The sequence below is a fragment of the Qipengyuania rhodophyticola genome (assembly GCF_042493225.1).
Lineage (GTDB): Bacteria > Pseudomonadota > Alphaproteobacteria > Sphingomonadales > Sphingomonadaceae > Erythrobacter.
This window is the reverse complement of the sequence record NZ_CP170454.1, coordinates 2,801,989-2,814,755: the sequence shown is the minus strand read 5'-3', so window position 1 is coordinate 2,814,755 and position 12,767 is coordinate 2,801,989. Positions and strand designations below refer to the sequence as shown.

Here is a 12,767-nt window from a genome sequence, read left to right as displayed (position 1 = left end):
AGCTTGCGCGCAAGAATTCAGTTTCAAAGAGAAATGGGAGAATCCGCAGATGACTGAGGAAGTGCTGACAGAAGACCGCGACGGTGTGTTGATCATTACGATCAATCGGCCCGAGGCCAAAAATGCCATGACCAAGGCCGCGTCAGAAGCGATTGCGGCGGCGCTGGATCGCCTTGATGCAGAGGATGATCTGCGTGTTGGCATCATCACAGGCGCTGGCGGAACATTCTGCTCGGGCATGGATCTCAAGGGCTTTCTGCGCGGCGAAACACCGAGCGTTCCCGGACGCGGATTTGGCGGCCTGACGGAAAAGGGTCCGGCTAAACCGCTCATTGCAGCCGTTGAAGGCTACGCGCTGGCTGGCGGTATGGAACTTATGATCTCTTGTGATCTGATTGTCGCGAATAAGAACGCAAAATTCGGCATTCCTGAGGCGAAGCGCGGGCTTGTCGCCGCGGCTGGTGGATTGATGAAGCTGCCCAACTTGATCCCGTCAAAAGTCGCCATGGAGCTCGCTCTAACAGGCGAGTTCATAGGCACTGAACGTGCCTATGAGCTGGGCCTGCTTAACCACGTGACCGACGGCCCAGCGCTAGATGCGGCGATTGAGCTTGCGGGTAAGATCACCGCGAATGGCCCGCTCGCGGTCAAAGTCTCCAAGCAGATTGTGAACGAATCGCGGCTGTGGGGTGATGCAGAACGCTGGGCAGAGCAAGGCAAACTGATGGGGCCGGTCTTTGTTTCGGAAGACGCCCGCGAAGGCGCAGCCGCCTTTGCCGAGAAGCGCGCACCGAATTGGAAAGGGAAGTAAGGTTTCCTGATTTAGAGGCCGAGCCACCGCACCCTCCACCCTTTCACCCGGATAGTGTCCCGGTAGGTTCCGGGTGGAAGGGTGGAGGGTGCGGGTGGCTCGGCAGACTAGGAGAGATTTAATGCCAGTAATCGACGTTCCGCAGCCCGAATTCATGGAGGATGAGGAAATCTCAATCTTCGCTGATGCAGTGGGCAAGTTCTATCAAGATAAGGCGCCTCAAAAGCGGGTCGAGAAATGGCGCGAGGATGGCCAGGTAGAGCGCGAGTTTTGGAATGAGGCGGGCGCAGCCGGGCTGCTCGGTGTTTCAGTTCCGGAGGAATATGGCGGGCACGGCGGCGATTTCCGGCACGATATGGTTGTTCTGGACCAGCAATCCAAAAACGAAGTTGATGGCTTTGCGGCATCGCTGCACAACACTATCATTCTGCCGTATCTGGTGCGCCACGGCACGGAAGAGCAGAAGAAGAAATACCTGCCAAAGCTGGTAACGGGTGAATTGGTCAGCGCGATTGCGATGACGGAACCCGGCGTCGGCTCTGATCTCCAATCGATCACCACCACCGCGCTGAAAGATGGAAATGGCTACCGCATCAACGGCGCGAAGACCTATATTTCCAATGGCCAAACCGCTGACTTCATTGTGGTGGTGGCCAAGACCGACCCGAATGAGCGGGCCAAGGGCATTTCGCTGATGCTGCTTGAGACGGAAGGCGCTGACGGATTTGAACGCGGCAAGAAACTCGACAAGATCGGGATGGACGCGGCGGATACCTCTGAGCTGTTCTTTGAGGATGTCTTCGTGCCTGCCGAAAATGTGCTTGGCGGCGTAGAGGGCAAGGGTTTCTATCAGCTGATGGGCGAGCTACCACAAGAGCGGCTGGTCATAGCGATGGGTGCTTGCACCGCGATTGAGAAAGCGCTCGAAACCACAGTCGAATACGTCAAAGAGCGCAAAGCTTTCGGCCAGACGATCTGGGATTTCCAGAACACACAATTTGTGCTTGCTGATCTCAAGGCAAGGGGCACCGCAGCGCGTGTGTTCGTCAATGATTGCATCGCAAGATTGCTAAAGGGCGAGCTTGACGTGGCGACCGCGTCAATGGCGAAATATTGGTGCACCGAGCTTCAGGGCGAGGTCGTTGACAAGTGCCTGCAGCTGCACGGCGGCGCTGGCTACATCAATGAATATCCGATCGCTAAGCTTTACCGCGATAGCCGGATCACGCGCATCTTTGGCGGTTCGAACGAAGTTATGAAAATGCTGATCGCACGCAGCATGTAGCTGGGGCGAGTTGCAAAAAACTAAACTCTTGGTGCTGCGTTCTGTCGGGTAATTTGAGCGCATAATCGCTATTTTGGCAATGTGTCAGAGCCGGTGCTGGAACCCTACGCTGGGGTGCCCGTTGGTTAAACAATGATCGCCGAGGTGAGTGATGAAGCATTTAGATACCAAACCGCTAATCCGCCAAGTCAATGCTGACGCTGATTTGTCTGTTCATGTTGCCCCGAAAACGGTCAGCGATAAGGTGGCCTTTGCCTTTGTGAAATTGCTCCGATTTTTCGCCGACACCTTCTTTGCTAAGCGCTATGGTCACAGGGCAGTCATTCTGGAAACGGTGGCCGCTGTGCCTGGCATGGTTGGCGGGATGTTGCAGCATTTAAGCGCTCTGCGCCGCATGCGCGATGATGAGGGATGGATCCGCACGCTTCTTGATGAAGCGGAGAATGAGCGGATGCATCTGATGACCTTTATCGAGATCGCCGAGCCGAATATGTTTGAGCGGTTCCTGATCCTGATAGCGCAAGGGATCTTCTTCAATTTCTACTTCGTGCTGTATCTGATCGCGCCGCGTACTGCGCACCGGGTGGTTGGCTATTTTGAGGAAGAAGCGGTGATCAGCTACACAGCCTATCTCGCCGAAGTCGACGCAGGGCGCGCGAAAAACGTTCCAGCGCCGCAGATCGCCAAGGACTATTGGCGATTGCCTGAAGATGCGATGTTGCGCGACGTGATTATCGTGGTGCGCGCTGACGAGGCGGAACACCGTGATGTCAATCACTGGATGGTCGACAAGATTGACGAGCGACGGGAAGGCGATCTCGACAAGCGCCGCAAGCTCGGCGAGGGCTAAACTGCAGAGGCAGTCCGCGATCTAGGCGTTGTCGGGATTGTCCGGCTGATTGTCGGGATGAGCCCTCTGAAACTCGGGCAGGGCGAGGCACGCTGTCTCTATTCGAGCGACATGTTTGAGGGCGTCCACATCAAACTCAAACCGCCGCGCATTGTAGGTTTGTGGGAGCAAAATGACCTCGAAATATCCAGGCGCATCAAACAGGAAATCGCCGGTGTCAAGCTGCGCTAAGCGTTGCTCCAATGGGGCAAGCGTGCGGGCAAGCCAGTGGCGATACCACACATCAATCTCGCTCTGATCATGGCCAAGCGGGTCTTTAAGATATTTAAGCACCGGTAAGTTGAGCGGCGCATGCAGCTCCGTTGCGATGGCCATGCCCAATTCGCGCGCAATATATCGCTGCTCGATATCGGCGGGCAGCAGAGGCTTTTCAGGATAGGCCTCGTCCAGCCACTCTATCATCGCCATGCTTTGCGCGCGGTCGGCGCCGTCTGCCTCTAGCATCGGCACACTCGCGAAAGGATTGCGGCTAGAATAGGCTTCACCCTTTTGCTCAGCCTTAAGCAGGTTTACCGGCACGTTCTCGTATTCGAGACCTTTCAGCTCCAACGCGATCCGCAAACGGTAGCTGGTCGAGCTGCGATAGTAGCCGTGGAGTTTCATGGGGTTCCCTTCTGGACTTGCCATAGCCGCCCGCTCCTTCCGCTCTTCCACCCGGAACCTAAGCGGGTATTGTCCGGGCGGAAGGACTGAGAGAGTGGGTGGCTACGGCGTATTGACGTTAGTCAAACACTTCAAAATGCGGCCAGCCCAGTAATCGCGCGGCCCAGGATCAGCGCATGCACATCATGCGTGCCCTCATAGGTGTTCACCGTTTCAAGATTCACCATGTGACGGATCACCTGATACTCCTCGCTGATGCCATTGCCGCCATGCATATCGCGAGCAGCGCGGGCTATATCGAGCGCTTTGCCAACATTGTTGCGCTTCACGATAGAGATCATTTCTGGCGCGAATTGGCCTTCGTCCATCAGTCGTCCGACACGCAGTGAACTTTGCAGACCCATGCTGATATCGGTCATCATATCCGCGAGCTTGAGCTGATACAGCTGCTTGCTAGCGAGAGGCACGCCGAATTGATGGCGATCAAGGCCATATTGCCGCGCGGCGTGCATGCAGAATTCCGCTGCACCCATGCTGCCCCAGCTAATGCCATAACGCGCCCGGTTGAGGCAGCCGAACGGGCCTTTGAGGCCCTGAACATCAGGTAGAAGTGCGTCAGCGCCGACCTTCACATCATCCATCACGATCATACCGGTAGTGCTGGCGCGAAGCGAGATTTTGCCCTCGATCTTAGGCGCGGATAGGCCAGCCATGCCTTTCTCAAGAACAAAGCCGCGAATGCCCCCGCCATGAGCTTCGCTCTTCGCCCAAACCACGAAAACGTCGGCGAACGGTGCGTTGGAAATCCAGGTTTTCGAGCCGTTGAGGACAAAACCGTCGCCATCGGAGCGCGCAACCGTTTTCATGCCGCCTGGGTCGCTTCCCGCATCAGGCTCGGTCAGACCAAAGCATCCGATCAACTCTCCAGAAGCCAGGCCGGGCAGATACTTCTGGCGTTGTTCGTCAGAACCAAATGCGTGGATCGGATACATTACCAGGCTGGATTGGACGCTGGCCATGGACCGATATCCGCTATCGACGCGCTCAATCTCGCGCGCGATCAGGCCATATGCGACGTAGCTTGCGCCCGCACCGCCATATTCTTCCGGAATGGTCGCGCCAAGCATGCCCGCCTGACCCATCAGCGGGAACAGTTCAGGCGCGTCGACTTCGTTCGCAAATGCATCAATCACCCGCGGTTGCAGCTCGGCTTGCGCAAAGCCATGCGCGGCGTCGCGGATCATCCGCTCATCCTCGGTCAACTGCCCCTCCAGATTGAAGGGATCGTCCCACGCGAAAGGCACCATATCGGCCATAAGGTCTCCGTGTTAAGCCGCCTAGCCGTTGGCAGGCTTCGCGCTTTTAGGCAAGTTTAGCGGGTCGCTGATTTAGTCAATCGCACCGAATTGCGCGGCGTAACCATCTAGGTCACCCGCCGCGAGAAATTTGGCTTGCGTGGTCCAGTTGTCCCGCTCGATCCGGCCTTGGAAACGCCCTAATTGTGCATCGAGACGGGCGATTTCTGCTGCGTCCCACGCTGCGATCTGGGCAAAGCTTGTCACGCCCAGTTCGCTGAGCATTTTGGCAAGTTTGGGGCCCACGCCTTTGATCCGGGTAAGGTCGTCGCTTCCTGCCGCAACTTGGGCTGGAGCTGGGGCAGGAACAGGTGGTGCACCGGGTGCGGCTGCTGCTTCCGGCGCAGCTTCTGGCGCTGCTGCTGGCTCTGCAATTGGCGCACCCATAGTCTTGGTCGCCGAGGGCGCACTGTCGATCAGCGCCTGATTGCGCGCAGCAGGTGCAGCGCCTTCATCTAGCACGTCTGACTTATCGCTGCTGACGGTCGTCCTGCGCGAGGCATGGAAGAGATACCAGCCTACGAGCAAAACAAGCAAAACCAGCATCGCAACAAGCGGCCAATTTGCTTCGATAAATTCCATCGTCATGCGTTTTGTTCCGTTCTCTAATCTGCCTGCTCACCCAGCGTATAGGCCGAGCAGTGATGGTGCTGTAAACGGCGAGCGAGATTTGCGAAAGAGCCTTGCTTGAAAAGAGAACGGATGGGGGCTAGCGCTAACTCTGATTGTCAGCCGTTTTGACCAATTGGATAAACTCCTGACGCCAGAAGTCGCGCGGGTTGCCTGCCAGGTCCGCGATCTTAGCATAGCTAATGTCACCCATAAGCGTGTCCCCACGCAGCTTCTGACCGAAGGCTGCAACCGCGCTGGCAAAGGCAAAATCGCCCGTTGGCGCGCGCGCCGTGCGTAGGGCGCTTGCGGGTAGAGTGTATTCGATAAGCTTCGATGTATCGCCGCCCGGCATCTTATAGCGCAGCTTAATATGCGCAGCTTCAGCAAGCAGCTGAGTAGCGCGGCTGTCGATCTTATCCTCATAGCGGCGATTGCCGATCCAGCCTTTTTGGCCGGCAGGTACAACTTCGTAAATCGCGGTGACCTGATGGCCTGCGCCGATGTCGCCTGCGTCCACCGCGTCATTGTCGAAATCTTCTTCGCGCAGCGCGCGGTTCTCATAGCCGATTAAGCGATATTGGCTAACCACGGCAGGATTAAACTCGACCTGGATTTTGACGTCCTTGGCGATGGTGAACAAGGTCGCGCCCATCTCATCGCCGAGCACTTTACGAGCCTCCAGCGCGCTGTCGATATAGGCGTAATTGCCATTACCGTGGTCCGCGATCTGCTCCATCATCGCATCGTTCAGATTGCCGCGTCCAAAGCCGAGCACCGTCAGCGTGGTTCCGCTTTCACGTTTCTTCTCGATTAGCTCGATTAGGCTCTCACGGTCAGATGTGCCAACGTTGAAGTCGCCATCTGTGGCCAGGATAACGCGGTTCACGCCGCCCTCGATCTTGTTGGCTTCAGCTATTCGGTAAGCCAGCTCAATCCCTGCGCCGCCTGCGGTAGAACCGCCTGCGTTGAGCTGGCTGAGCGCAGCGCGAATTTCTGCTGCATTGCTGGTTGGCTCAAGCACGAGGCCTGCTGCACCGGCGTAGACTACAATAGACACGCGGTCCTTGCTTGTGAGCTTGCCTGCGAGCCCGCGCAGGGCGGTTTTCACGAGTGGCAGCTTGTCAGGGCTGCCCATAGAACCCGACACATCCATCAGGAACACGAGGTTCGCCGCAGGGCGCGTTTTCTTAGGCAAATCATACCCAGCAAGGCCAATGCGCACGAGACGGCTGGTCTCGTTCCATGGACTTGCGGCGACATCGGTGTGCACCGCGAAGGGCCGCTCGCGGCTTTCCGGCATGGGGTAGTCATAGCGGAAGTAATTGATGAATTCTTCTGTGCGCACAGAGGCCTTGGGCGGCATTGCGCCGTCAGTTAAGAAGCGCCGCGCATTGGCATATGCTGCAGTGTCGACATCGACCGAGAAGGTGGAAACAGGTTCATTCCCGACGATTTTGACGGGTGAGACTTCCTCGCCATCATATTGATCGCGGTTTTCGGCCTGAGGGATAAACACGGGCGGGAAATAGCGATAGTCGCGCTCAGCAACCGGGCCGGAAGTTGCGGTCTGATCTGCCTCCACCGGGGCTTGGCGAACGGCATAGGATCGCACAGGGCCTCCACGCTTTGACCCAGTCACCATTACCGGGGCGACGGATTCGGCCAATATTGCGGGCTGCCCTGCAGGCGGCGGCGGAGGAGGTGGTGGCGCTGCTGCTACATCACCTGATGCCGTTTTCTCGTTTGAGCTACATCCGGCAAGCGCGGTAAGCGCAAGTGTTGCAATGATAATTTGGGTGTTCCGCATCGCTCAGTCCTCCACCGTGTACGATGCGCTTAGAAAATCGCCTCAACGCGTGAACTGCGACTGAACGTTTCGTATCAGCGATGAAAGGTTAAGGTGTTTTGGCCTGTTCAGCGCCAGCATTGCGCTTGAAAAGCACCCGGTCATCTGGGCCAAAACCGCGAGTCCAGATGACCCAGCCATAGATCGCAAGAATCGCTGGAATACCGAAAATTAGCTCTGCCCACTCTGGCAAGAGCGTGGCCAGATAACCGATCAAGATGGCAGCACCCGTTGCATGGAGCAGGGCCCAGCGCCAAGTATTAATCGGGTGACCAAGGATGCGCGAAAGTAGTCTCGCCTTCACAAAACTCGCCGCACCAAGCGCAATCATCAGGGCAAGGGCCGCCATCGCGCCCTTGAATGGCTCGCCATAGCCCAGCCTCGCAACGGTGAGGATCAATGCAACGGTGAGGATCGCTTGAAAGGTGATGGTGGCGACCGAAATCCACAGGTTCTTGACGCGCGCGGTGTAAATGAGCGCAGCCTCTGACACGACAGCGGTGGCAGCGATTGCTTCTGCGGCGAGCAAGAACCCCAGTGCCGCAGTGCCGCTGACATATTCTGGCCCGCCAAGCCCCATGACCGCCTCACCCGGCAGGCCCAAGGCCAAGGCAATCCCGGTTTGTGCAGCGATAATCCAGAAGCCGACTTGGCACACTTGCCTGGCGATCGCGCCATAGTCTTTCTCTTTGAGCTTCTTGGTAATCACCGGCCCCAAAACTGGCTCAAAACTCGTTTTCAATTTTTGCGGCAAGCTCGCCACTTGCTGCGCGAAATAATAGACCCCAACAATGGCCGGGCTGGCGAACAGGCCAAGCATGAAAATGTCGACGCGCCGTGTGCCCCATTCAATCGCATCAGCCGTTGCCAGGGGAAGCGCCTTTGCTGTCATGCGCGACATGTAAACCGGATGTGGGCGCCAACCTTTGGGGAGCCCATAGCTCTTTAGAAACGCGATCATGCCTACCGCAAGGCCAGCATAAATCGAGATCAGATATGCCAACGCGAGACCGGATTCCTTAACCTGAGGCATGGTGTCCGCTGGCGCGAAGTAAAGTGCGCCGGCCATAATGGAGATAGTCCATGGCTCAACGACCGCGCGGGCCCTAACGGTGGTGGCAACGTCGAATTTATAGGCTTGCGCAGCGAGCACAATCTCGGTCAGCGCGTAAGCGGGAATGGCAAGAACTATCAGCCGGTCTAGCTCGGTATATTGACCCGATGGGAAAAGCGGGGCGGGGACGAACCAGAAAAAGAGCGCAGCCGCGCTGGCGAAAATGAGCGCGAGCAACATGCCGTCAAAAACGAGATTGGCATGCGCGTCCTCGCCCTCAGTCAGGCGCTGCGCGAGCCCCCGTTTCTCGCCCATTGCGCACATAAGCGCGACCAGCTCGACCACCACCAAAGCGGAGGCAAAACGGCCCATTGCATCCGCGCCGTAGAACCGCGCTGCGATAAACAGGAACGGCAGCCGAGCGAGCAGCCTAAGCAGGAAGCCCATGACATTTGTCCGGCCGCCCTTGGCGAGCGCGGCCATATCGCCATCCGGCGTGCCTGATGCGTCTGACGCAGCCGGAGGAGGAGGTTGGCTTGCCACCGGTCAGACCCCGGTTTCGGCCTTAAGTGGACGCGATAACAGCCCGGCCACTACATCTGCTGCGGCCTCGCCTGTAAGCAGCCGTTCCACCGACGCAACTATGGGCATGGCAAGGCCGCGTTCCTTGGCCAGCTTGGCAAGGACAGGCGCGGTGTGGGCGCCCTCGGCCACGGTTCGGCGGTCGCCCATCAAATCTTCGGCCGATTGCCCTTCGCCCAGCGCTTTGCCGAGCGAGAAATTACGGCTGGCCGTGGAAGAACAGGTGAGCACCAAATCGCCAAGCCCGCAGAGCCCTGCAAGCGTTTCTGTCTGCGCGCCCATTGCCTCGCCAAAGCGAAGCATTTCGGCATACCCGCGCGCGATGAGCGCGGCACGTGCGTTCTGTCCGAGACCCAAGCCATCGACTACGCCGCAGGCAATTGCGAGCACATTCTTGACCGCGCCTCCAATTTCAGCGCCAGCTACATCTGCTGAGTAGTAGGGCCGGAACGCAGGGCGAGCGAGTTCACTTGCAAGGCGCAGCCACTGGGCTTCCTTGCCTCCGCAAGCCAGCGTGACCGCTGTAGGCATCCCTGCCGCGACTTCATGTGCGAAAGTCGGGCCGGAGAGCACGGCAATGTCGCTTGTCGGCGCGGCATCGCGTGCTACATCATTCATCAACTGGCCCGTATCAGCGTCAATGCCTTTTGAGCACAGAACCAGATCGCGGGGATGACTGGGCATTTGGCCAAGCACTTTGCCCATATGCTGAGCCGGGGTGACAACCAGCAATATGTTGAGCGCTGCCATGTCTGCCAGATCGCCGGTCGCGGTGATAGTGCTTGCGAGCTCTGCACTCGGCAGGAAGAGCGAGTTACGATGCTTGGTATTGATCTCATCGACCAATTCGCTCTCGCGTGCCCACAAGAGCACTTCACGCCCGTCGCTTGCCAGCATTTGTGCGAGCGCTGTGCCCCAAGCGCCTGCTCCAAGAACGCCGATTGAGGTCATGCTTTTACTCCTGCACCCCGCGCTGGGTCAGCATGCGGGTCGAGCGGCCAGCGTGGTTTGGCCACAAAGTTGAGAGGGTCAGGCGCAAAATTTGCACGAGCCAGATGTTCGCAGCCAGCCCACGCGATCATCGCGGCATTGTCTGTACACAGGGAAAGTGGCGGGGCGATGAACCGCATGTCGCGTGTGCTCGCAAATCTCTCCAACGCGCCGCGAATGGCCATGTTTGCTGCAACTCCGCCTGCCACCACGAGTGAGCCGGTAGGCTTTTCCTGCGCGTCTAGGGCGCGCTTCAACCGATCAATCACGCAATCAAGCGCGGCTTGCTGAAAACTCGCGGCAATATCTTCTGGCTTGTGATCGCCGCTTTGTTGGGCCCGTAAAACCGCACTTTTGAGCCCGGCAAAGGAGAAATGTGGCTCCTTGCTGCCTTTTAGCGGACGGGGCAGGGCCACCGCACCAGGGTCACCCTGCATTGCCAGCTGTTCAATCGCTGGTCCGCCAGGAAAGCCGAGGCCAAGGATTTTGGCGGTCTTGTCAAAGGCCTCACCCAGCGCGTCATCGATTGTGGTCGCAAGACGGCGATATTCGCCGACATCTTCAACGCGCAAGATCTGGCAATGCCCGCCAGAGACCAGCAGCAAATCATAAGGAAATGTGAGCTCGCTATCTGCTAGGCGCGGGCTTAGCGCATGGCCCTCAAGATGGTTGATCGCGATGAGCGGCTTGTCACTCGCCATGGCAAGCGCCTTTGCACTGACAAGGCCCACCATCACTCCGCCAATCAGGCCCGGTCCCGCCGTTGCGGCAATCGCATCGCAGTCTGACAGGCTCACGCCGCCATCGGCTAGAACCGCCTCGATCATCGGGCCTAATCGCTCGGCATGCGCGCGCGCCGCGATTTCCGGCACGACGCCGCCATAGGGCGCGTGCGCCTCATCTTGCGATGCTATGCGCTGTGCGACAATCTGCCGATCCGACGTCACTAGTGCGGCAGCCGTCTCATCGCAGCTTGATTCTATGCCCAAAACGAGGCTCATGGTGCTTCCCCTGAACACATTGACCGGTTAGAGCAAGCATCTCACTATGACTTCTCAAGCTAAAATCCGTTTAGGAACTCGTCGCTCACCGCTCGCAATGGCACAGGCTGAGGAAGTGCGCGACCGATTGATGCAGGCGCATGGCTGGGCTGAGGATGAGGTTGAGATCGTTCCGGTTGTGGCAAGCGGCGACAAGATTACCGATCGCCCGCTCGCGGATATCGGCGGTAAAGCGCTGTGGACGCGCGAGCTTGACCAATGGCTCGGCGAGGGACGGATCGACATTTCGGTCCACTCGATGAAAGATGTCGAGACATTGCGGCCGGACGTGTTTGCATTTGCGGCGATATTACCGCGCGAGGATGTGGCAGACGTGCTTTTGGGCGCGGCCTCGATTGAGCAATTGCCGCCAGGTGCCGTCGTTGGCACCAGCGCGCCGCGCAGAGCAGCTCAATTGCTCAGTGCGCGGCCCGATTGCACTGTGGTTTCCATTCGCGGCAATGTCGCCACTCGCATGGGCAAGCTGGCCGCGAGCGATGTGGATGCGACGTTTCTGGCCGCTGCGGGGCTTGCGCGTTTGGGCGAAACCGGCGTTGGCACACGCCTTGACCCGGCGGATTGGTTTCCTGCGCCAGCCCAAGCCGCAATCGGCGTGGAATGCCGCGCGGATGATGAGCGCGTGCTGGAATTGCTGCGCCCGCTAGATCACCATGTCAGCCGCGCGCAAGTCATGGCGGAAAGAGCATTGCTTGAGGGGCTGGGCGGCTCTTGCCACAGCCCTATCGCAGTGCTGACTAGCTGTGATGGCGATGAGGTTGTGCTGCAGGCGATGATCTATAGTCCTGACGGCGCCGTGAAGATCGAGGCTGATGCGAAATTTGCCATAGGCGACCTCGATACGCCGCGCGCTCTGGCCGTTCACATGCTCGGAGATGCCCCTGAAATAGTACGCGCGACATTCGGCCAACCAGAATGACCGAGCTGGTCATAATTCGCCCTGAACCAGGTGGCTCGCAATCTCTGCAAGCCGCGCGGAAACTTGGCGTCCCCGCTCAATTGTTTCCATTGTTCGAAATCGAAGCGTTGGATTGGGAAGCGCCTTCGCCAGAAGGGTTTGACGGACTTCTGATCGGCAGCGCGAATGCAATCCGCCACGCAGGGCCTGCACTTGCATCGGTCGCCTCACTGCCTGCCTATGTGGTCGGTAAATCCACGGGCGTTGAAGCGGAAAACGCGGGGCTAGAGCTTGCAAAGGTCGGCAGCGGCGGCCTGCAATCTCTGCTTGATGAATTGCCGGAAACACCTCTCCGCTTGCTAAGGCTTGCCGGGGAGGAGCGGATGGCACTGACTTTGCCGCAGCATGTGACGCAAGAGGAACGGGTGCTGTACCGCGCGAAACCGGTGCCTATGCCCGAGCATTGCGCAGATATCTTGCAGAAGGGCGCGATGATAGCGCTCCATTCCGCAGCGGCCGCGCGCCATTTTTGCGCGGAGTGTGACCGGGAAGAACTGGATCGCAGCACTATCTCACTAATCGCGCTTGGCCCGCGCATTTCAGAGGCAGCGGGCACAGGCTGGGGCGCAATACATATCGCTGAACAGCCCAATGATGCCGCATTGCTCGCCCTTGCGGCGTCTCTGTGCAAAGCTGGTAATTCACGCTAGGAACAAGTTCAGGAGCGCGCCATAAAGCGCTTTGTCGGCCCTGTGGTCCGGCG

General features: G+C 58.3%; 12 protein-coding genes. 5 read left to right on the top strand and 7 right to left on the bottom strand.

Annotated features, from left to right (window positions below; genetic code table 11):
* Positions 1–49 precede the first annotated feature (49 nt).
* The 3 genes from ACFCXQ_RS13515 (at position 50) to ACFCXQ_RS13505 (ending at position 2,946) form a co-directional block, all read left to right on the top strand.
* Positions 50–811, top strand: a complete 762-nt coding sequence (locus ACFCXQ_RS13515) for a crotonase/enoyl-CoA hydratase family protein (RefSeq protein ID WP_379551440.1) — start codon at positions 50–52, stop codon at positions 809–811.
* Positions 812–932: 121 nt separating this feature from the next.
* Positions 933–2,096, top strand: a complete 1,164-nt coding sequence (locus ACFCXQ_RS13510; protein ID WP_379551439.1) for an acyl-CoA dehydrogenase family protein — start codon at positions 933–935, stop codon at positions 2,094–2,096.
* A gap of 151 nt (positions 2,097–2,247) precedes the next feature.
* Positions 2,248–2,946: an alternative oxidase gene (locus tag ACFCXQ_RS13505; RefSeq protein WP_379551437.1), complete on the top strand. Its 699-nt coding sequence runs from the start codon at positions 2,248–2,250 to the stop codon at positions 2,944–2,946.
* Positions 2,947–2,967: 21 nt separating this feature from the next.
* Here the strand turns inward: ACFCXQ_RS13505 and maiA are convergent, their stop codons facing one another.
* The 7 genes from maiA to tsaD all read right to left on the bottom strand — a co-directional run bounded on the left by maiA (position 2,968) and on the right by tsaD (position 11,049).
* Positions 2,968–3,609, bottom strand: a complete 642-nt coding sequence (gene maiA, locus ACFCXQ_RS13500; RefSeq protein ID WP_379551435.1) for a maleylacetoacetate isomerase — start codon at positions 3,607–3,609, stop codon at positions 2,968–2,970.
* Positions 3,610–3,740: 131 nt separating this feature from the next.
* Entirely contained in the window at positions 3,741–4,916 is a 1,176-nt protein-coding gene (locus ACFCXQ_RS13495; protein WP_379554672.1) for an acyl-CoA dehydrogenase, read from the bottom strand.
* Between the two features lie 81 nt (positions 4,917–4,997).
* A complete protein-coding gene (locus tag ACFCXQ_RS13490; RefSeq protein ID WP_379551433.1) occupies positions 4,998–5,552 on the bottom strand; it encodes a helix-hairpin-helix domain-containing protein in 555 nt (184 codons plus the stop codon).
* A gap of 127 nt (positions 5,553–5,679) precedes the next feature.
* Complete coding sequence (locus tag ACFCXQ_RS13485) at positions 5,680–7,383, bottom strand: vWA domain-containing protein (protein ID WP_379551431.1); 1,704 nt, start codon at positions 7,381–7,383, stop codon at positions 5,680–5,682.
* An 88-nt stretch (positions 7,384–7,471) separates the two neighbouring features.
* Positions 7,472–8,959: a lipopolysaccharide biosynthesis protein gene (locus ACFCXQ_RS13480; protein ID WP_379554670.1), complete on the bottom strand. Its 1,488-nt coding sequence runs from the start codon at positions 8,957–8,959 to the stop codon at positions 7,472–7,474.
* A gap of 63 nt (positions 8,960–9,022) precedes the next feature.
* Entirely contained in the window at positions 9,023–10,009 is a 987-nt protein-coding gene (locus tag ACFCXQ_RS13475; RefSeq protein WP_379551429.1) for an NAD(P)H-dependent glycerol-3-phosphate dehydrogenase, read from the bottom strand.
* Positions 10,006–11,049 (bottom strand): tRNA (adenosine(37)-N6)-threonylcarbamoyltransferase complex transferase subunit TsaD, encoded by a 1,044-nt coding sequence (tsaD, locus tag ACFCXQ_RS13470; RefSeq protein ID WP_379551427.1) that lies wholly within the window; start codon positions 11,047–11,049, stop codon positions 10,006–10,008. Before tsaD ends, ACFCXQ_RS13475 begins: the two co-directional genes overlap by 4 nt.
* A 46-nt stretch (positions 11,050–11,095) precedes the next feature.
* Between tsaD and hemC the strand changes: the two genes are divergently transcribed.
* Positions 11,096–12,025, top strand: coding sequence for a hydroxymethylbilane synthase (gene hemC / locus ACFCXQ_RS13465; protein WP_379551425.1), 930 nt, complete (start codon positions 11,096–11,098; stop codon positions 12,023–12,025).
* A complete protein-coding gene (locus ACFCXQ_RS13460) occupies positions 12,022–12,714 on the top strand; it encodes a uroporphyrinogen-III synthase (protein ID WP_379551423.1) in 693 nt (230 codons plus the stop codon). The genes hemC and ACFCXQ_RS13460 overlap by 4 nt, the downstream gene beginning before the upstream one ends.
* Positions 12,715–12,767: the final 53 nt, after the last annotated feature.

Excerpts from the sequence above, each read along its gene's own strand:
- ACFCXQ_RS13475 (WP_379551429.1), bottom strand. The coding sequence starts at position 10,009 with ATGACCTCAATCGGCGTTCTTGGAGCAGGCGCTTGGGGCACAGCGCTC.
- ACFCXQ_RS13460 (WP_379551423.1), top strand. The coding sequence starts at position 12,022 with ATGACCGAGCTGGTCATAATTCGCCCTGAACCAGGTGGCTCGCAATCT.
- ACFCXQ_RS13480 (WP_379554670.1), bottom strand. The coding sequence starts at position 8,959 with ATGGCCGCGCTCGCCAAGGGCGGCCGGACAAATGTCATGGGCTTCCTG.
- tsaD (WP_379551427.1), bottom strand. The coding sequence starts at position 11,049 with ATGAGCCTCGTTTTGGGCATAGAATCAAGCTGCGATGAGACGGCTGCC.
- maiA (WP_379551435.1), bottom strand. The coding sequence starts at position 3,609 with ATGAAACTCCACGGCTACTATCGCAGCTCGACCAGCTACCGTTTGCGG.
- hemC (WP_379551425.1), top strand. The coding sequence starts at position 11,096 with ATGACTTCTCAAGCTAAAATCCGTTTAGGAACTCGTCGCTCACCGCTC.
- ACFCXQ_RS13515 (WP_379551440.1), top strand. The coding sequence starts at position 50 with ATGACTGAGGAAGTGCTGACAGAAGACCGCGACGGTGTGTTGATCATT.
- ACFCXQ_RS13510 (WP_379551439.1), top strand. The coding sequence starts at position 933 with ATGCCAGTAATCGACGTTCCGCAGCCCGAATTCATGGAGGATGAGGAA.
- ACFCXQ_RS13490 (WP_379551433.1), bottom strand. The coding sequence starts at position 5,552 with ATGACGATGGAATTTATCGAAGCAAATTGGCCGCTTGTTGCGATGCTG.
- ACFCXQ_RS13495 (WP_379554672.1), bottom strand. The coding sequence starts at position 4,916 with ATGGTGCCTTTCGCGTGGGACGATCCCTTCAATCTGGAGGGGCAGTTG.
- ACFCXQ_RS13485 (WP_379551431.1), bottom strand. The coding sequence starts at position 7,383 with ATGCGGAACACCCAAATTATCATTGCAACACTTGCGCTTACCGCGCTT.
- ACFCXQ_RS13505 (WP_379551437.1), top strand. The coding sequence starts at position 2,248 with ATGAAGCATTTAGATACCAAACCGCTAATCCGCCAAGTCAATGCTGAC.